This is a genomic window from Priestia sp. TRN 1309 (assembly GCF_050846875.1).
In the GTDB taxonomy this organism is placed as follows: Bacteria; Bacillota; Bacilli; order Bacillales; family Bacillaceae_H; genus Priestia; species Priestia zanthoxyli.
The window spans coordinates 826,719-844,624 of record NZ_JBOZGM010000001.1; the positions used below are offsets into that span (position 1 = coordinate 826,719).

The following is a 17,906-nucleotide window of genomic DNA, read 5'->3' on the forward strand; positions in this document are numbered from 1 at the left end:
ATCTTTAGAAATAACCTAATTATTTGTATATAACATTGCATGAATATTTCATAAAATTTACTGAAAGGAGATGATTCTATGAAGAAAATATTATTACTTTTAGCAAATGGATTTGAAGCTGTAGAAGCAAGCGTTTTTACAGATGTGTTTGGATGGAATAAATTTGAGGGAGACGGCACGACTGAACTAATAACAGCGGGCTTACATCCAAAACTAACATGTACATGGAACTTTACTGTAATTCCAGAAATGCTAGTATCAGATATTAATGTAAAAGAATTTGATGCGCTTGCTATACCAGGTGGCTTTGAAGAAGCAAATTTTTACGAAGATGCTTACGATGAGAGATTCTTGCAGGTTATTCGAGAATTTCACTCAGCAGGAAAACCTATAGCCAGTGTCTGTGTTGCCGCTCTTTCACTTGGAAAAAGTGGAATTCTTGAAGGGAAAAAAGCTACTACCTATAATCACCCTAAAAGTATAAGAAGGGCACAGTTAAAAGAATTTGGTGTGCTTGTTCAAGATGATTATATTGTCGTAGACCACAATATAATTACTTCCTCAAACCCCAGCACCGGGTTTGATGTGGCCTTTTTACTATTAGAGAAATTAACTTCTTTAGAGAATGTTCAACAGGTGAAAAACTTAATGGGATTTAACTAATCAACAAATATTGTTTTTAGCGAAGAAACGAAAATGAACCGTTTTTAAACAGTAAAAGGAAATGAGTACTTTATTTTTTGATGTTGAAATAGAAAAAGAGTTAGACTTCTCGCTAAGAGTCTAACTCTTTTTGTTTCCCTAGAATGTATAATAATATTTATCTTTTGTATAAGTTTACTTTACCTTTATCAAAGTTTGTTGTATTATATAGTTGTAGTCAAAAAAGGAAGGTGATTACATTGAAAGAAAAAAATGGTGACTACGTTGAAAATAAAGTGTATGAACATCGGGTTTTAAACAGGATGTCTCAAAAAGAACTGGCTGAGGCTGTGGGCGTATCTAAACAGACCATCTATGTGATGGAGAAGAACAATTATTCGCCTTCTCTTGTTTTAGCTTTTCGAATAGCTGATTTCTTTAACGTAGATGTTAACGATATTTTTAGTTATGTGAAAGGAAGGGATTAAAATGATAACTGACAAAATAGAAAATGCCATTTTTACTCCTTTGAGAACTTGGACAGAACAATCAAATAGTAACTGGAATATGCTTATTTGTATTGGATTTATATCGCTTATAGTAGGAGCAGTTTTAATATATGTTTTTCAAAAGAAAATGGGCATGAGTGTGTCTGACGAAAGAACAAGTCAAATCGGTTTAAAAAGTGCCCTCGTTGTACTGTATGGAGTCATTTTGTGCGACTTGATTTTTCCAAAAGAATATATGTGGCAAATTTTCTTCTTATTTAAGTATTCCATTGCATTCATTGCTTCAGGTATATATCTTGCTGTTCGATATAAAAGGGATTTTTTAAACTAGAGAATGACGCAGATTTGCCAGCAGTAAAAAAGTCATAGAAGGCTATACATTTCTTTGGCTTTAGTGTTTTAACTATAATTTTCTTACAACAACCTTATTAACTTCATGACAATCCTACTCTTATTTTTATGGTCGTCTTTAAACGAATAAGATTGATACATTCCTATAGACCAACTACCATTCATTCTCTTTCTTTAGTGCTCAACATTTCAGACATTCAATTATAGTAGACCATTGGTTACGTTTTATAAAATGAAATAGATGATGGTCAATAACTAAATCATATTCATCATTAAATTTATAGTTAACTATATTCTCTACCCAGACGAGTGTGTCTCTACAGAAAAATATAGTGTTTACCGGAAAAGTATACTATAATTCATAGTAAAACAGATTCTATATTAAATTTCTCGTAAAAGCTGCCTTATCTGACAAACCGAGGCGGCTTTTACGTTTTTTATTTAAAAGGAGTATGACTATGAACAAGTATGATGAAATAGATTTTGAAAAGATCGCGCTTCGTATGCAGAAGCAAGTGGAAACAGACTCAAACAACGTACAGCTAAGAGTGGAAACAGACTCAAACAACGTACAGCTAAGAAAGGATGGGGTGATGGAAATAAGAGCATAAAAAAAGCTATTTCAATCGTATTGGCATCGGAGTGAAATAGCTTTTTCTATTTTACATTCAAGAGTTTGTTAGTTCATATGAAGATCCTTATATGTGAAGTATATCACAAACTATTTTTGTTGTGAAGGTAGCAAACGAAATTTGTATGACAAATTTTAAGGTGCAAGAAGCAATCTCATTATTTGCGAGAGGCTGCTTCTTTATTGCGTTGATGGGGTTTGAATATTCGGTTTAGCATAACTCGTACGCAGATAGAAAAGAGTGCTTGACTTAGAAGAGAAAGAGCAGCAAGAAATAGATCTTGATAAGGTATATGGATATGCTGAATACATTAGGAAAAACAAATATCTTATATAATATAATGTTTCTATAAGCTGAAGCGTATAGTTTTAGGAAAGAATAGGGGTACAAGGATAGTATGAAATGGACAAAAGTAAAGAAAGATATGGGGAATTTAATCTGTGGTAAATTGAAGCATAGATTGAGTATTCATCTAACTAAATATAACGTTTCTCGTGGAGAGCGGACGCGTATTTGGATTACTTTAGATAAAAAGGAAGTTTTTAATGCTTCTTCAGCAGAATATTTAATGGAACATGATAACCTCTGGGAGGAAGTGAAGAGAAAAACAAGCAAACCTTTTCCCGAGTGTTTATATGAATGTTTCCCAGAATTCATTGGCCAGGTAGATGATATGGACTACACTGCAAGTATTCTAAAACATAGAGGCGTTTTTAACGCTGAACATGTTTATGGCGCTTTTATCCAGTATCCTCAGCTGACCATTCATCGAGCATTAAATTCTGAGAATATTATTCTTCAAGCTCTTGCATTAGTAGATAGAAGGTTAGGCAAGAGGACATTGGAAGCTTTAAGATATGATTCTAATGTCCCCCCCTTAATCATGCAATTTTATGAACTAAGGTGCGAGGTTGATAACATCACGCCGTTCAAACATACGCCCAGTTAATAAAAAAGGAGGCTAAACTGTGAAGCCCACAAATTTTTTCATTAAAGATATCCAAGAATTTCAATCCACTAATAAAAATTTAAAAAGTATCTTTAACACAAATAAAGAATTGCCTGACCAAGTATTTAACCAAAGGTGTGATTATTATTTATTTGAAGAGTTCTATTGGGTGATGTGTGATGATTTTTGGCCTACCGTACAATATTTAACAAAAATCTTTAGTGAAAAGGAAGTTACAGTTGCGGTTTTAGATCCACACCCCACAAACTATTTTTATAAAGAGTTTGGCTATTTTAATTACTTGAAGCTTCCTACTTCTTTATCAAGTGAAGAGTATAGGAATGCCTTAGAAATTGGACCGGAGGATTACCCTGCGGATGCCCCTTACTATAATTCAGAGAAGGTGGTATGGTTTTCTTCTTCTAAGCAGTGGGCGATATGGGGAGAAAGGAGCTTAGATATATGTGTCATAGGTTTTAATGAATCTGTTTTGTTAGACCATTTAATGACATCACCATCTAAATGGTCGTATTTAAATGAAGATGTTGAAGATTTAATTGGCTTAAATTTTAGAAATATGAAGCTTTCTCAAGACTTTAAAGACAGCTTATCAAAAAACTATGCTCATGATAGAGATAGTGGATGAGTATTATATTAATCTGTAAAAGGGACAAAGCTCTCTATAACTGCAAAAAAATTCTTTGCCCTGGAAGCAAAGGATTTTTTTATAGATAAATTCATTACGTTCAATAAGTTTCCTTCTATTACATGTGGGCAGGGGAGAACTATTGAGCAGAAAAAGAAGCTACATCAGTCCATTGCAGAGGGACTTCACACTGACTTAGACCTTTCTACAAACAATATCTTTATTACAGTAAACGAAACAACCCTTGAAAACTGGTCATTTGGGCAAGGAATCGCACAAATGGTTAATCAAAAGGAGGCACAATAAATATGAATAACGGTATTAATTCTAAGCTGCTGAACGACATGAGAGATCTTGCTCCTAACTTTGTGACTTTCTGCTTTAATCAGTATTGGCAACACTGAACAAATGTCTTTTCATCTGCAGCTGGCAAAAAAGAATGGAGTGACTGAAAAAGAAATTATTGTACTAATAACTCATATGGCTTTTTACGTGGGGTGGCCAAAAGCAGCTGCAGTACTGAATATAGTAGCGGAGAAATAATAAAGGTAAAGCACATAAATATCGTTATTTTTTAGTTTGTATTTAATAGAAAAAGCTCCCTTTAATAAGGGAGCTTTTAAAGACTTTATTTAATCCATTGAAATTCTTTTAAAGGCCAATAAGCTAATTTTGCTTTTCCTACGATTTTGTCTACGGAGATTGTTCCTACTTGAGGTGATCTGCTATCTAAGCTATACATTCTATTATCTCCCATGACAAACAATTGACCTTCTGGAACTGTTTTGCTGCCTGTAAAATCCTCAAGTTTAAAATCCTCAGTTAACGGGCCTGTTACTATTTCTTTTTTGTATTGATCCAAATAAGGCTCTTCATATTTTTTTCCGTTTATATATAGCGTGTCATTGCGATATTCTATATGATCACCCGGTAAACCAATTACTCTTTTAATATAGTCTTTTTCCTTTGTAGCGTGAAAAACGATAATATCAAATCTTTTTATATTATCTGCGTTATTTTTACCCATTTCATTAAGAATAATATGTTCACTATCTTTTAAAGTAGGCATCATCGATTCACCGTCTACTACTATAGGCGTAAATATGTACTCTCTCACCACAAAAGCCAGGATACAAGCAATAACGATGGATTTGATCCACGAAAAAATCTCTTTCTGTTTCAATTTAAAACTCCTCTACAACCGTAATACATGTTTAAGAGTATAACACAATATATAGAAATAAACCTTTAATTTAACAATTAAAGGTTTACTTAGATGATTTTTTAACAAGTTCAATAAACTTCATTGCATGATTTTGATCCTGCTTTATTATCTTTACTTTTTGGGGATCTAAAAGAATCTTTTTTATTTTATTATCTTTCCAAATGATAGTGTTATAAGATGGAACCTTATATAAATCTCTAAACCACTCCTCGAAGGAAGAAACACGTACAGCAAAGATGCTCGCAAAGGCTATTAAAGTTGTACTAGAGGAAACAGCTGATTAATACTTAATTAGATAAAAAGAAAGCCTTGTTTTATTTTGCAAAAGGCTTTCTTTTTGCAATACAAAGTCTTTTAATCTGCTAAATGCGTTTGCGCAGCAACAGATACAAAAGGGGACCGAACGAGCCAATTATTAGTGTGACTAGTGCCCATGGCCAAAAAGAACGATTTGTCTTTTTTGTATCATGCCACATCCATACAAGCACTAGAATTAGTGCTATCAATAAATCAAAGAATATTTGCATAGAAGCATAGTTGTTAAATGCCTGAGAAAAAATACCAAGGAAGCCATAATGATATACGGCCAGACCTGTTAAAACAGAAAAAGATACTAATACTAAAATAAGTAATGCTTTTGGTATTCGATTATTTCTAGAAAATGTGTTACTGTCCATTGATTTGTCGTTTTTACTTACCAATTCAATCATCCCCCTTTCTTAAAATGTAGCACTCATTACATTTTTTATCAACAAAAAAATGAATGGGAATAATGCAAAGCAGCTAAGTTTCCTTCATAATTGTATCTATACGACAGAAAAAGACAGTAAGGAGCTTTATATGAAAAAAGGTGAAAAGAAAAAACAAGAAATTATAGAAAAAACGGCTGACTATATTTTATTAAATGGTCTGCAGGCCTCCAGTTTGCGAAATCTTGCGAAAGCAGCGGAAACCAGCGATAGAATGCTACTTCATTATTTTAATGACAAAGAGGAATTATTTACGGTTGTGCTATCCTTTATTTCTCAAAAGCTTATTTACATGCTTCACAATACAGAAATGGAGAAGCATTCATTTCAGACGCTAGTTCCCCATTTGTATAACATGATGAGAGATCCTGAAGTTCGTCCATACATTAAGCTGTGGCTTGAATTAGTTGCGGTTGCATCAAAAGAAGGGGACCCATTTCATTCTGTAGCAAAGGAAATCTGCGACAGCTTTTATCAGTTCTACCTAGATATCATTAAGGTAGACGAAGGAGAGGATAAAGAACAAGTAGCAGCACTAGCTCTTGTTACAATTGAAGGAATAGCTCTCTTAGATGCAGTAGGTGACGATGCTCGTATTACAAAAGCGATTGCGGCAATTAATAAGGGTTGATCTGCAATAAGCGGAAAATAGAACCCTCTCTATTTTTTGAGTGATAGGTTAGGAACATCAAACTCTAAAAGCAAGCGAGTAAGATAGATGTAACTACTTCTCCTAGAGAACTGTACAGAAGGCCATAGCAGTAGAAATGGTGGGGGTTCTCAAAATAAGAGCATAAAAAAAGCTATTTCAATCGTATTGGCATCGGAGTGAAATAGCTTTTTCTACTTTACATTCAAGAGTTTGTTAGTTCATGTGAACATCCTTACATGTGAAGTATATCACAAACTATTTTTGTTGTGAAGATGAAAAACGAAATTTGTATGACAAATTTTATTGCGTTGAGAGATTTTGAATGGGTTATTTAGCGTGGCCCTTACGCAGAGGCTATTTTAGAACAGCTGAGCATCTTAATAAAAATTGACGTCACCTCTCAATACCTCAAAAAAACCTGCTTCTTTTAAAGGAACCTTTCAACTTCTACAGATAAACAAACACTAGTTTATCAGGTATATTGTTAAGAGGAGTTTTAAGTGGTAAGTTTGTGTTCACTATATTTGGTATAATAAACATTTTTGGATGGCTACTCATGTACAGGAAATATAGATAACAGTAGCTCTGCCGATAAACAACCTTTTTAAAGAAAGCCATCTTATCGATAAAAATGATAAAAAGGAGGGACTCCAATGAAATTTGACGTACCTGAATTAGTTGAAGCAAAACGTCAAATTGATTCAACTTTACATAAACTCAGACAGACAGTAAAAACGTTTGAAGCTAAAGAAAATGCCGATAGATATAAATCTCAAATAACCTTAGCTAAAAGAAGGATACAAGCATTCGAACTTTCAGTAGCTCTTATTGAAAGGGAGATAAACGAACTTTCTAAAAGCTAGATGCCAGCTTTTAGAATATGAATTACAAAACGTTGGAAAACGTTATATTGCAGTAAAAGCATTTTAATTTATCTTCAATTGTCGTTTAGAGTGGAATATCAGAAAGAAAGAAACCTTAAAAATACTAGGGTTTCTTTTTTTGTAATTAGTACTCTGCGTAAGCCAGTATATCTTTTGGATTTTGGCTAAACCTGTTTCCAAAGCAGGCAGCCTTCGCACTTCTCAAAACGTATCTACGCTCTCTTTATTGCACTAAAAATAATTCATTCATTCATTCATTTAAAAATAAGGGTTGAAGGTGACGCGACGTAATCTAATATAGTTGAACTATGACATATCAAGAAGGAGAGTAACGAAAATAAACAATCCTTTTTAGAAATGTATTCGGAACGTTATTAGAATGAAAGTAAAGGATGGGGGCATGGGAAGTGGAGAATAAAAAACGAATTCGCTCTTTAGATATATTAAGAGGACTAGCGATTCTGGGAACATTAGGAACAAATATTTGGCTGTTTGCCTATCTGGGAGATATAAATTATATATTTACTTTTAACCATAATCAATGGTGGTTATCAGGAGATGACTTTTTAAGAATCCTTTTTCTGTCCTTAATTAACGGAAAATTACTTGGCCTCTTAGCCATTATGTTTGGTGTTGGTTTAGAACTGAAATATCAGCAATCAAAACGATTAAATCAGACTTGGCCGGGAAGGTACATATGGCTGTCTTTACTTTTATTAATGGAAGGGCTTTTGCACTTTATTTTTGTCTTAGAGTACGACATTTTAATGTCTTATGCAGTAACTGCCATTGTCGTATCACTTATCGTAAAAATGCGAAAGAGAATGATACGAATAGCAATGATTAGTGCAGCAGCGATTCATCTTTTCTTTATAGTACTTGTGTTCTTAGGTGTGCTAACTAACTCAATAGGAGATGAGCTAGTTGCTGTGCCAAAAGAAGTGATGAACCTTTATCAACATGGATCATGGATGAATCAAATTCAGTATCGACTTTTTCATTTTTGGGAGCTGCGCACAGAAGCAATTTTCGTCATTCCATTTAATATATGTATGTTTTTAATTGGTGTTTTACTAGTGAGAATAGGGGCTTTTGACAATAACTCCAAGGGTATTAATATCAGAAAGAGGATGATGAAGACAGGACTTTTAGTTGGGCTACCTCTAAATCTATTATTATTTGTTCCTGGAGGATACTTTGATTTTCCAGTAAGGTATGTATTTGCCCCTATTTTGTCGATTGGATACATGGGAGCCATTAGTTTTCTAATTGAGAAATTTCAGGCCTTTTCGTTATGGAGCGTTTTAGAGAAAGTAGGGAAGATGTCTTTAAGTTGCTACGTGTTACAGAATGTTTTAAGTTCCATTTTATTTTATGGATGGGGCCTTGGGTGGGGTGGACACCCACGTTCATTCTTCGTCATCTTTGTTTGGGTATTAATCTGCTTGTTTCAAATGTTATTTGCTGTTTTGTGGCTTCGTTATTTTAAAATGGGTCCTATGGAGTCAGCGCGTAAACGCTTAGCCAGTTTAACTATAAGGAAAAATATAAAGAAAGATCTTAAAATGTAAGTCATCTTCTTTTGGATGAATATCAAACCTGTTATAAGAAGCAAAATTTTCACATAGAATGTTATGTTAAAGTGATATTAGGTGTTGGGTATTTTAACCAATTAATAATCCGTAGAGGAGAATTAAAGAAAATGGCTACCTTTTTCTTAATACTTATTGGCTTCTTTATTATCATTTCAAATGTCGTTGGATTTATCTCCTACAAAAAAAAGAAAAGTTTATACGCTGCTGCTTTCACAATACTAATACTGGCCGCTTTATTCGGGGCAATAGGCGGTATATTAGCACTGTTGATCATTAGAGACGCTTTTTCCATATTTTATGGTTTACAAGTTGGATACTATTTACTTATAAATAGCGCAATTGTTCTGTTACTGGCAGTTATAGTCACAGTTATAAAACAATATAACAATAAATAAAAAATTTGCTTAGTAAGATTTATACTTTGTAAGTTTGTAGTTACCATAATCTCAGTTATCCGTACAAAAAAGCCTTTAGATTCATAAATCTAAAAGCTTCAAATATGATTAACACTTTATTAGTTATATCATATAAAACGCTAGTTTACATAAAGTTTCTTTCTAAAAGACAAGAAAAAAAGGAGCCTTTAATACCCAAGGGCTCCTTTGATTTTCCAATTTATCGTTTATACACCGCTGTTTTAGCAAACCTTTTAGCTTACTAAAAAGACAAACAAGTACATAAATAGGAAGCTATTTATATGTAAACTCTTTTTAGAACTATGTAACAAGAAAATTAAGAAAAACGTAAGATTTAAGTAAGAGAAAAGAAAATTTCATTTTATACAATAACCATATAAATTGAAAAGGAGAAGATAAATGACATACATATTGAAAACTACCCAACTTACAAAGGCGTTTAAAGGGAGACAGGTTGTTTCTGAAGTTAATATGCACGTGAAGAAAGGAGAAATTTATGGCTTCTTAGGTCCGAATGGTGCTGGTAAAACGACGATTATGAAAATGCTCACAAACTTAATCAAGCCAACGAGTGGTGAAATAGAGATTTTTGGAGAGAAATTAACGAACACATCATTTGAAGTATTAAAGCGGATGGGAACTATTATTGAATATCCAATTTTTTATGAGCAGCTCACTGCTAGAGAAAATTTATCTTTACACTGCGAGTATATGGGTTATTACGATAACAAAGCTATTGATCACGCTCTAGAGCTTGTTAAATTACATAATATTGAAGGCAAAAAAGTGAAGGATTTTTCATTGGGAATGAAACAAAGGTTAGGGATAGCTAGAGCTATTTCTACAAAGCCAGAGCTTCTGGTTTTAGATGAACCAATTAATGGACTCGATCCTATTGGTATAAAGGAATTGAGAGACCTTTTTAAAATACTCTGTAAAGATTATGGAATTACCTTATTAATATCTAGTCATATTTTAGCTGAAATGGAACAGATGTCAGATACAATCGGAATTATTCAAAATGGCAAATTAATAAAAGAAGTTTCTATGAAGAGTATCAATGGAAAACAAACTGAGTATATAGAAGTACAGGTTCAAAATATAAAAAAAGCTTTGTATATTTTAGAACAAAATTTAGGAATAAAAAACTTTAGAGTTATTGGTGAAGAGGGGATACGTATATATGAGACAACATTAACTCAGCAAGAGATTTCTAAAGCATTCGTTATGAATGATGTTGGTATAGAAAGTATCAACAAAAAGAACAGTTCACTAGAAGAGTACTTTTTAAGTTCAATGAATAGTTAAGAAATTCACATTTAATCACGTATATCATCTTAACTTCCAATTCCTTATCACATCATTTAAAGAGCACTAAATTGAAACGTCTTAAATTCCATTGGGGGGAGCTTTTGAAAATGTTAAAACTAATGAAATTAGAATACAAAAAACATCGATTATCAAGGTATATAAAAAATGTAGTCATTTGCATTTTAGCTATCTTTTTTATAGCTGCACTTATGGGGTGGGGATCAAGAAATGAAATTGAACCTATGTATCCAGATTATGCGGACTTTATGTCGTTAGCTAATATTTTTATTAGAATTGTATTTATTTGTTTCTCTAGTGTCATTTTGTCTCGGCTAATAATTGATGAATATAAAAATAAAACAATTCAGTTGTTATTCACTTATCCATTAAAAAGAAAAAAGTTAATGCAAGCGAAACTGCTTATTGTTTTCGTATTCTGCTTTGTCAGTATTATTATTGCTACTTTTATTATCGATTTATTAATTTTTTGGATCAACCCGCACGTATATCTGGTTGAAAAACCTGTAAAGGTGAATGACATTATTTCTACAGTACCTTCAACTCTTATTGGTGCGCTTATGATGGCTGGCGTGAGTTTCATTCCTTTATTTTTTGGTATGAGGAAGAAATCAGTTGCTACTACAATAACTTCGTCTCTAGTAATTGGATTCTTAATTAATGCAACAATTTCTAGTGGAGGAGAGACGGTAAGTTTATATGAAATTGTAGCAATTCCTGGCGTACTTTGTCTTCTTGGACTTCTAATAGGTTATCTGGCAATAAGAAAAGTAGACAGTGTTGACATAGCATAATACATAATTTCTAAGAGTAGAAATAGGAGGAAAAGAGATGAAGAAGATTGTATCAACTTCTGTAGCTTTAGTTTTAATTTGTGGGTTCACTTTCAAAGTCAATATTGCCGAAGCAAAAAGCTTTGAGAAAAATAAGTCTTACAATATCGAGAGTGTTAATGCTTTAAAAGTGGATAGTGAGTCTTGGGATATAAGGTTGAAGAAAAGTCATTCAAATGAAGTGATTGTATCAGCTAAAGGGAAGAAAAAAGAAAAACAACGTGTCACTTTTAAACAAGATGGAAAAACATTAATAATCAAGCAAAAGGATCAAAAGAAAAGTGGCTTTTTGGGAGGGTTTACTTTTGAAAAGAAAGGTACAATTTCTATTGCCATTCCAAGTTCAAAAATAAACAAAATTGACTTAAATAATAAATATGGTGATATCCAATTGAGTGAAATTTCTACTAATAATCTTATAGTTCACAACAACTCTGGTGATAAAAAAATAAAAGGCCTTTCAGCTAATAAAGCAATGTTTGTATCCGAGGATGGAACGTTAAGTATGGAAGATAGTACTTTTGAAAATTTAAACATTTCCTCTACAAGTGGCGATAACTATATGGAAAATGTAAATGGTTCAAAGATTAAGGTTACTTCTAAAGATGGAGAGGTTTCAATTAAGGATATAAAAGAAGGAAAATCCTTAGCTGTAGAAAGTGACTCTGGCGACATCGGCGTTTCTTATAAAAAAGCGCCAACTTCTCTGTCCGTGGCTGCTAAAAGTTATTCCTCCGATGTAAAACTTAAACTAGATAGACTTAAGAAAAACACAGATACTGAAAAGCTTCAAAGAGGAAAAATTGGACAGGGATCCAATAAGTTAAATTTATTAAGTAACAACGGTGTTATTAATGTAACAAATTAATCATTATAATATGTTTGATAAGAATACTTGATAATATGTTTGATAAGAATACTTGAACTAAACTAATAATCAATTACTTATTGAAAATGCTATCTTCCTCGACATTAAGATAGCATTTTTTGATGAATATCTTAAAAAACTATAGGTAAAGAATTTATATCGTTTATTTACTACTAACTTTTTTTAACACTATATTAATTAGTTATAACATTTTGTGTAAAAAGGATTATAATGTAATTAATTGTTATTTTTTATGATAATAGAATAGTAAGCATACTAAAAGGTTTTAGGAGTGGAAAGTATTGAGTCACAAGATACTAATTGTAGAAGACGATCCGTTTATAAGTGAGATGGTTAAAGAGGGGTTAGTAAAAGAAGGATATGAAGTCACCGCTGTTTTTGATGGCGAGGAAGCTTTAGAAATACTTAATGTACAAAATGTACAAACGTATGACGTTATTTTACTTGATCTTATGCTGCCCAAAGTGGATGGCATGGAATGTTTAAAAATAATTCGTTCTAAAAGTATGGTTCCTGTTCTTATTATGTCTGCAAAAGATGAAGACGTAGACAAAGCACTTGGACTAGGTTTTGGTGCTGATGATTATATTGCTAAACCGTTCTCTATGATTGAATTATTAGCGAGAATTAAAGCGATTATAAGAAGAGAATTACATTATATGCACTCATCGCAGTTAAAAAAAGAAAGTCAAAGCAAGGTCATAAAAATAGGAGATATAAGTATCGATATGGACAGCTTTTCTGTGAAGAAACTAGATAAGGATATTAGCCTCACAGCAAAAGAATTTAACATCCTAAAAGTATTTATTTCCAACCCTACTCATGTATACACGAAGTCACAACTGTATAAAGCCGTATGGGAAGATGAATATCATGGAGATGAAAACGTAATTAATGTTCACATTAGAAGACTTCGAGAAAAAATTGAAGACAATCCCTCTCATCCAACGTACATAAAGACTTTATGGGGAATAGGTTATAAATTGGGGGATTTATAAAAATGGTTTACCTGGTCGTCATCTTATTGGCCTGTTCTATTTGTATAAACCTATTTCTGATTCATAGGCGATTAAAACGTAAAGCAGAAGTGAGATACATAGAAAGCAAGCTCAAAGCTATTATTGATGAAGAAACAAGTGAAAGACTATTATTATATACAGACAATAATCAGATAAAGTCTTTATTGAAACAAATAAACCGTCTTTTAGAACACAATCAAAAGACAGTGGCAGATTACCATAACGTAGAACGTTCAATAAGAAAAATGCTATCAAATATTTCTCACGATTTAAAAACCCCTCTAACAGTTATTTTAGGTTATATTGAAATTATAAATAATGATAAAAGTCTAAGTACAGAAAAAATGATGAGTTTGTTAAAAACCGTTAATTTAAAAACCTTAGAGGTGCTAGAGTTAATAAATCGTTTTTTCGAACTTGTAAAGCTTGAATCCGGAGACAAAAAATTAAGCTTTTCGAGAATTGATATATGCGAAATTAGCCGGAAAATAATATTGGATTACTACGAAATTTCAATCAATAAAGAATTTGAAGTAGCTATTGAAATACCAGAAGAATCACTCTTTGTTAGAGGAGATGAAAGTGCAATTGAAAGGGTTCTTAATAATTTAATTTCTAATGCAATTCAGTATGGTTCTGATGGTAAAATGATAGGTTTAAAGCTTAGAACAGATAAAGATAATATCTATATAGAAATATCAGATAGAGGAAAAGGAATAGATGAAGTACATAAAGAACGAGTTTTTGAGCGAATGTATACGCTAGAAGACTCAAGGAACAGTCGCTATCAAGGAAGTGGATTAGGGTTAACTATTACGAAGAGATTAATTGAACAAATGGGTGGAAGTATTGCTTTAGAAAGTATTCCGTTTAAACATACTATTTTTACAGTATGTTTAAAACGTATTAATTTTTAAAATTAGTAATACGTTGTTTTAGGTATTGCAAGAAAAACACCTATTTTTCTACCTTTTACTAACAGTAGTCAAAGAATAATAAGTAGAAAAGAATTAGTAGAGAGTTGAAGGTGCATGTATGAAAAAGGTTTTAGCAACTTCTGCTGTATTATTGCTAGCATTAGCAGCTTGCAGTAGTAATTAAACTGAGTAAATAAGAGCGGACCTTCATTTACAGGGGCTCTTATTTTTGGGGCTGTCAAAGTCAACAATATAAGTAGGTTTTATTTATAGATGATTGTTATAATACGAATAGTGCAGGGGCGATTACAAGCCTAATACAGAGATAAAATCGGAGGTAGAAAAATGGGGAAAAGTGGAATGTTTAAAGATTTTAATTTTAAATTAGTGGTTATTGAAGCTTTATTAGATCAAGAGCCATTATTTCTAAAAGAATTAACCGATTTAAAAGATAAGTATACGAATAATTTCGAATGGTATTTTGGAGCTGGACCCATTGTTGAAATCAAAGATTATTTAGAAGAGTTAACTCTGGAAAAGAGTGATTTGGAAAAGATTGAATCCCTTTGCTTTGATGGAGGTAATGAAATTTATCATATTCTAAAACCAGATTGGGACGGTGAAGATAATTTATTTGACGTGCTATCTGTTGAAGGATTTCAGAACTTAACGAATCTAAAAACAGTGGACTATATTTCCATGTGTCATCCAGAAGTACTAAAACCATTTAAGCAAGCTGGAATTGAGATTGAGGATTAATGAGAAGGATGTTATTGTGCTAAAAGAAGCAATCCGCCTTTATGAAGAATAACGTTTCCTCATTATTGCTATCTAGAAAAATCAATAAGCAATTCTCCTATACTTCGTTTACAAAAACAGAAAACCCAACCTTTAGAGTTCACAGGTTGGGTTTTCTATTTTTAGTTTGTATCCGCCACATATGTTTAGTAAATATGGTACCTCTTTGCAATACAAACTAAAAAAACGTTATTGGCTTTGAATTTGAAGTTGAATTCTTGTAATTGAATTCTCTATTCCATCCGCCATTACCTCATCAATCACGTATTCCTCATATGCATACTCCGCTATTTTTAACCCTTTTTCTCTAACGAATTGAATAATTCGATCGTAAGCATGTTCAGTTTCGGCACCTTTTTGATACCCAACAACATATAGTCCCTGGGGACGTGTATGACAATGAATTTTTTCTATCTCTTCTGGGATTTTGATATACAAATGTTCGTAATTGTAAAACTCTTTTTTTTGAATTTGTTCTCTCGCAAGCATTGCTCCAATTGGATATCCTCGGTCTAATTTATGAAGTTGAGTATAATGAATGAGCTCCGGAATAACTGTAGTATATTTTTGTTCGGCTTCTTCTAAAATATTTTCACTAATCATAAAGGTTTCTTCATCTAAATATTGCAATGAAATAGAAGAAAAATCAGTTTTTAAAGCATGTTCTGCTAACTGTAAACGCGTTTGAATAATTGCTTGTAAATGATTAAGGCTCTTAATTTTTTCTTCAATTTCAAGAGATTTTTCCTTTAAAAGAGTAATCATATTTATTGGTTTTTTATCTTTTAAAAGAACTTTTATCTCTTTTAATGGAACACCAAATTCTTTAAATAAGGCAATCACTTGAAAGACTTCAAATTGTTCATACGAATAGTATCTATATCTATTCTCTTTTTTTATTTGAGGTGAAAGTAACCCTATCTCGTCATAATGAAATAGAGTTTGCTTTTTTACACGACAGAGATTCGCGAATTCACCAGTACTAAAGTACTTTTCCAACTCTTCACTCATAAAATCCTCCTTGACTATACGGTAACCATATACTTTATGATGTTCATTGTACTGGAAAGGGGATATAAACAGCAATGACGAGTCCTTTATTTCATTAAAGTAAGTGAAAAGGCAAATTGATGATGAATTTGAAGATAAAGCAATGAATAGAATTAAAGTTTGTCTAATTAGAGAAAAGAAAGAGTAGATAAGATGCAAATGATAAAAAAGAAAAAATCCTCCGTAGGTCAACTCCTTCAAGGTATATGGTCAAAAAATCGCAAAGGAATTAGCCTTACCTATATGCTCACTCTTGTTGAAAATGTTTGCGATCTTCTTTACGCTGCAACAATTGGTTTTGCAATCGATGGGTTGCTTAAAGAGAATCCGGCTAGCCTTATACCACTTGCTCTACTATGGATCCTTCACCTAGGGGTTGGCTTGTTCAGACACGTTTACGATACCAAAGTATTCGTTGGAATTTATTCTAATGTTGCTGCAGAAATGGTAGAGCGCCAGCGTGCTGATGGAGTAAAAGGAACTCGAATTGTAGGACGTGTCTCATTGTCTCGAGAGGTAGTAGATTTCTTTCAGATGGAGCTGCCAGCAGTTGTAACAACGGTTATTCGATTTTTAGGCGCTATTATCATGTTATTTCTTTATGACCAGTTTATTGGGTTCTTAAGTTTATTGGCACTAATTCCAATACTAATCATAAACCATTGGTTCGGTCGACGTTCTTATCGTTTGAATCACGCACTTAACAACCGGATTGAAGAAGAGGCAGATATAGTCGTTCATCGTCCACTTACCATTGTTCAAAAACATTTTGCACGATTACGTTTGTGGCGTGTTGCTATTTCTAACGCTGAGGCTAAAACATGGGGGATGATGGAGATTGTCGTCATTCTCTTAACCCTAGCTACACTACTTAGACTTACAGGTGTTCAGGGTACTACGCCTGGTGCTATTTATGCAGTTCTAGCTTATATTTGGATGTTTCAAGAGGCAGTAGTTGGTCTTCCTGAAATTGTGCAAAATATTTCGCGTGTACTTGATATTGGTGAACGCGTTGCTGAAGACGTTAACAGCTAAAACCACAAAAGCTTAGCCAACCATTATTGTTATGTTATCCCTTAAATTATTGTTGTTGTCTTTTCAGAGAAATAAGCCCGTAAATATAGGTTAGGAGGATTTTTAATGAAAAAGATTGAAACTGATCGATTACTATTGAGAAACTTTTCTAAAGCAGACTCTCAAGCTCTTTTGGAATACTTGGCTAATCCAAGGGTAAACTGCTTTCTTGAAGACAAAGTTCACACAATAGAGGAAGCCGCTTTAAAAGCTCAAAAAAGAAAAAAAGATGACTCTTTTGTTGCAGTCTGCTTAAAAGGCAGTGATTATCTAATAGGAGAAATATTCTACTTAAAGGAAGATCCAGATACTTATTCCATTGGTTGGCACTTTAATGCTCAATATGAGGGGAAAGGGTACGCAAGCGAGAGTGTGAAGGAGTTCCTTAGGTATCTGTTTACTCAATTGGATGCAAGAAGAATCTATGCATACGTTGAGGAGGATAACTATAAATCACAAAAACTATGTGAAAAATTAGGAATGCGTAAAGAAGGACGTTTTGTTGAGTTTATTTCGTTTACTAAATACGAAGATGGAACACCTAAGTATGAAAATACTCTTCAGTATGCATTATTGAAAAAAGAGTGGATAAAAAATACTTCTTTTAATGAACCTGAGGAAAAAGTATCTCCTTAATTCATCTAGATAAACAGAATCAGTGTTAAATGCATTGATATTTAATAATCTAAGACATAGGCAATTCGTAGAAAAGCTATGTATTTGTCGTTATTTAATGTAAACATTAAA

The 17,906-nt window shown here is 32.7% G+C and carries 21 protein-coding genes and 2 pseudogenes; 20 read left to right on the forward strand and 3 right to left on the reverse strand.

Features of this window, described 5'->3' with window-relative positions; all coding sequences use genetic code 11:
- The first annotated feature begins 78 nt into the window (after positions 1-78).
- The 8 genes and pseudogenes from ACRPLQ_RS04330 to ACRPLQ_RS04365 all read left to right on the forward strand — a co-directional run.
- Positions 79-663 (forward strand): DJ-1/PfpI family protein, encoded by a 585-nt coding sequence (locus tag ACRPLQ_RS04330; protein ID WP_033580067.1) that lies wholly within the window; start codon positions 79-81, stop codon positions 661-663.
- Between the two features lie 239 nt (positions 664-902).
- Positions 903-1,130, forward strand: coding sequence for a helix-turn-helix transcriptional regulator (locus ACRPLQ_RS04335; RefSeq protein ID WP_154974161.1), 228 nt, complete (start codon positions 903-905; stop codon positions 1,128-1,130).
- A gap of 1 nt (position 1,131) precedes the next feature.
- Positions 1,132-1,482 (forward strand): DUF2178 domain-containing protein, encoded by a 351-nt coding sequence (locus ACRPLQ_RS04340; protein WP_014458864.1) that lies wholly within the window; start codon positions 1,132-1,134, stop codon positions 1,480-1,482.
- A 478-nt stretch (positions 1,483-1,960) separates the two neighbouring features.
- Positions 1,961-2,113 carry a hypothetical protein gene (locus tag ACRPLQ_RS04345; protein ID WP_432235711.1) on the forward strand — a complete coding sequence of 51 codons (153 nt, stop codon included), beginning with the start codon at positions 1,961-1,963 and terminating at the stop codon, positions 2,111-2,113.
- A 418-nt stretch (positions 2,114-2,531) separates the two neighbouring features.
- The gene (locus tag ACRPLQ_RS04350; protein ID WP_432235712.1) at positions 2,532-3,083 is read left to right on the forward strand and encodes an SF0329 family protein; all 552 of its coding nucleotides are present in this window, start codon (positions 2,532-2,534) and stop codon (positions 3,081-3,083) included.
- A gap of 19 nt (positions 3,084-3,102) precedes the next feature.
- A complete protein-coding gene (locus ACRPLQ_RS04355) occupies positions 3,103-3,729 on the forward strand; it encodes a hypothetical protein (RefSeq protein WP_155007766.1) in 627 nt (208 codons plus the stop codon).
- 114 nt (positions 3,730-3,843) lie between these two features.
- Positions 3,844-4,035, forward strand: a pseudogene (locus tag ACRPLQ_RS04360) (tautomerase family protein); the annotation flags it as partial.
- A 66-nt stretch (positions 4,036-4,101) separates the two neighbouring features.
- Positions 4,102-4,272 (forward strand): annotated as a pseudogene (locus tag ACRPLQ_RS04365) (carboxymuconolactone decarboxylase family protein); the annotation flags it as partial.
- Positions 4,273-4,357: 85 nt separating this feature from the next.
- On the opposite strand, the gene lepB reads toward ACRPLQ_RS04365, so the two are convergent.
- Positions 4,358-4,912, reverse strand: coding sequence for a signal peptidase I (gene lepB / locus ACRPLQ_RS04370; protein WP_155007767.1), 555 nt, complete (start codon positions 4,910-4,912; stop codon positions 4,358-4,360).
- A 404-nt stretch (positions 4,913-5,316) separates the two neighbouring features.
- Positions 5,317-5,655, reverse strand: a complete 339-nt coding sequence (locus ACRPLQ_RS04375; protein WP_155007768.1) for a DUF2834 domain-containing protein — start codon at positions 5,653-5,655, stop codon at positions 5,317-5,319.
- A 139-nt stretch (positions 5,656-5,794) separates the two neighbouring features.
- On the opposite strand from ACRPLQ_RS04375, the gene ACRPLQ_RS04380 reads away from it, so the two are divergent.
- From ACRPLQ_RS04380 to ACRPLQ_RS04425, 10 genes are all read left to right on the forward strand, one after another.
- Positions 5,795-6,334 carry a TetR/AcrR family transcriptional regulator gene (locus ACRPLQ_RS04380; protein ID WP_028414833.1) on the forward strand — a complete coding sequence of 180 codons (540 nt, stop codon included), beginning with the start codon at positions 5,795-5,797 and terminating at the stop codon, positions 6,332-6,334.
- Between the two features lie 674 nt (positions 6,335-7,008).
- Positions 7,009-7,218 (forward strand): hypothetical protein, encoded by a 210-nt coding sequence (locus tag ACRPLQ_RS04385; protein ID WP_028414832.1) that lies wholly within the window; start codon positions 7,009-7,011, stop codon positions 7,216-7,218.
- Positions 7,219-7,631: 413 nt separating this feature from the next.
- The gene (locus ACRPLQ_RS04390; protein WP_432235713.1) at positions 7,632-8,810 is read left to right on the forward strand and encodes a DUF418 domain-containing protein; all 1,179 of its coding nucleotides are present in this window, start codon (positions 7,632-7,634) and stop codon (positions 8,808-8,810) included.
- Positions 8,811-8,941: 131 nt separating this feature from the next.
- A complete protein-coding gene (locus ACRPLQ_RS04395) occupies positions 8,942-9,229 on the forward strand; it encodes a 3-isopropylmalate dehydrogenase (RefSeq protein ID WP_367076919.1) in 288 nt (95 codons plus the stop codon).
- Positions 9,230-9,649: 420 nt separating this feature from the next.
- On the forward strand, positions 9,650-10,558 hold the full coding sequence (locus ACRPLQ_RS04400) for an ABC transporter ATP-binding protein (protein WP_325078117.1): 909 nt from the start codon (positions 9,650-9,652) through the stop codon (positions 10,556-10,558).
- Positions 10,559-10,668: 110 nt separating this feature from the next.
- Complete coding sequence (locus tag ACRPLQ_RS04405) at positions 10,669-11,373, forward strand: ABC transporter permease (RefSeq protein WP_034267320.1); 705 nt, start codon at positions 10,669-10,671, stop codon at positions 11,371-11,373.
- Positions 11,374-11,410: 37 nt separating this feature from the next.
- Entirely contained in the window at positions 11,411-12,280 is an 870-nt protein-coding gene (locus ACRPLQ_RS04410) for a DUF4097 family beta strand repeat-containing protein (protein ID WP_367076920.1), read from the forward strand.
- A 302-nt stretch (positions 12,281-12,582) separates the two neighbouring features.
- Positions 12,583-13,299 carry a response regulator transcription factor gene (locus ACRPLQ_RS04415; protein WP_034267314.1) on the forward strand — a complete coding sequence of 239 codons (717 nt, stop codon included), beginning with the start codon at positions 12,583-12,585 and terminating at the stop codon, positions 13,297-13,299.
- 2 nt (positions 13,300-13,301) lie between these two features.
- Complete coding sequence (locus ACRPLQ_RS04420; protein WP_432235714.1) at positions 13,302-14,237, forward strand: sensor histidine kinase; 936 nt, start codon at positions 13,302-13,304, stop codon at positions 14,235-14,237.
- 345 nt (positions 14,238-14,582) lie between these two features.
- On the forward strand, positions 14,583-14,996 hold the full coding sequence (locus ACRPLQ_RS04425) for a DUF6892 domain-containing protein (protein WP_165636258.1): 414 nt from the start codon (positions 14,583-14,585) through the stop codon (positions 14,994-14,996).
- A gap of 228 nt (positions 14,997-15,224) precedes the next feature.
- On the opposite strand, the gene ACRPLQ_RS04430 is transcribed toward ACRPLQ_RS04425, so the two are convergent.
- Positions 15,225-16,046 (reverse strand): MerR family transcriptional regulator, encoded by an 822-nt coding sequence (locus ACRPLQ_RS04430; RefSeq protein ID WP_367076929.1) that lies wholly within the window; start codon positions 16,044-16,046, stop codon positions 15,225-15,227.
- A gap of 198 nt (positions 16,047-16,244) precedes the next feature.
- On the opposite strand from ACRPLQ_RS04430, the gene ACRPLQ_RS04435 reads away from it, so the two are divergent.
- Together ACRPLQ_RS04435 and ACRPLQ_RS04440 are read left to right on the forward strand one after the other, a co-directional pair.
- Positions 16,245-17,120 (forward strand): ABC transporter six-transmembrane domain-containing protein, encoded by an 876-nt coding sequence (locus ACRPLQ_RS04435; RefSeq protein WP_367077211.1) that lies wholly within the window; start codon positions 16,245-16,247, stop codon positions 17,118-17,120.
- Positions 17,121-17,225: 105 nt separating this feature from the next.
- On the forward strand, positions 17,226-17,795 hold the full coding sequence (locus ACRPLQ_RS04440; protein ID WP_033580100.1) for a GNAT family N-acetyltransferase: 570 nt from the start codon (positions 17,226-17,228) through the stop codon (positions 17,793-17,795).
- Positions 17,796-17,906 lie beyond the last annotated feature (111 nt).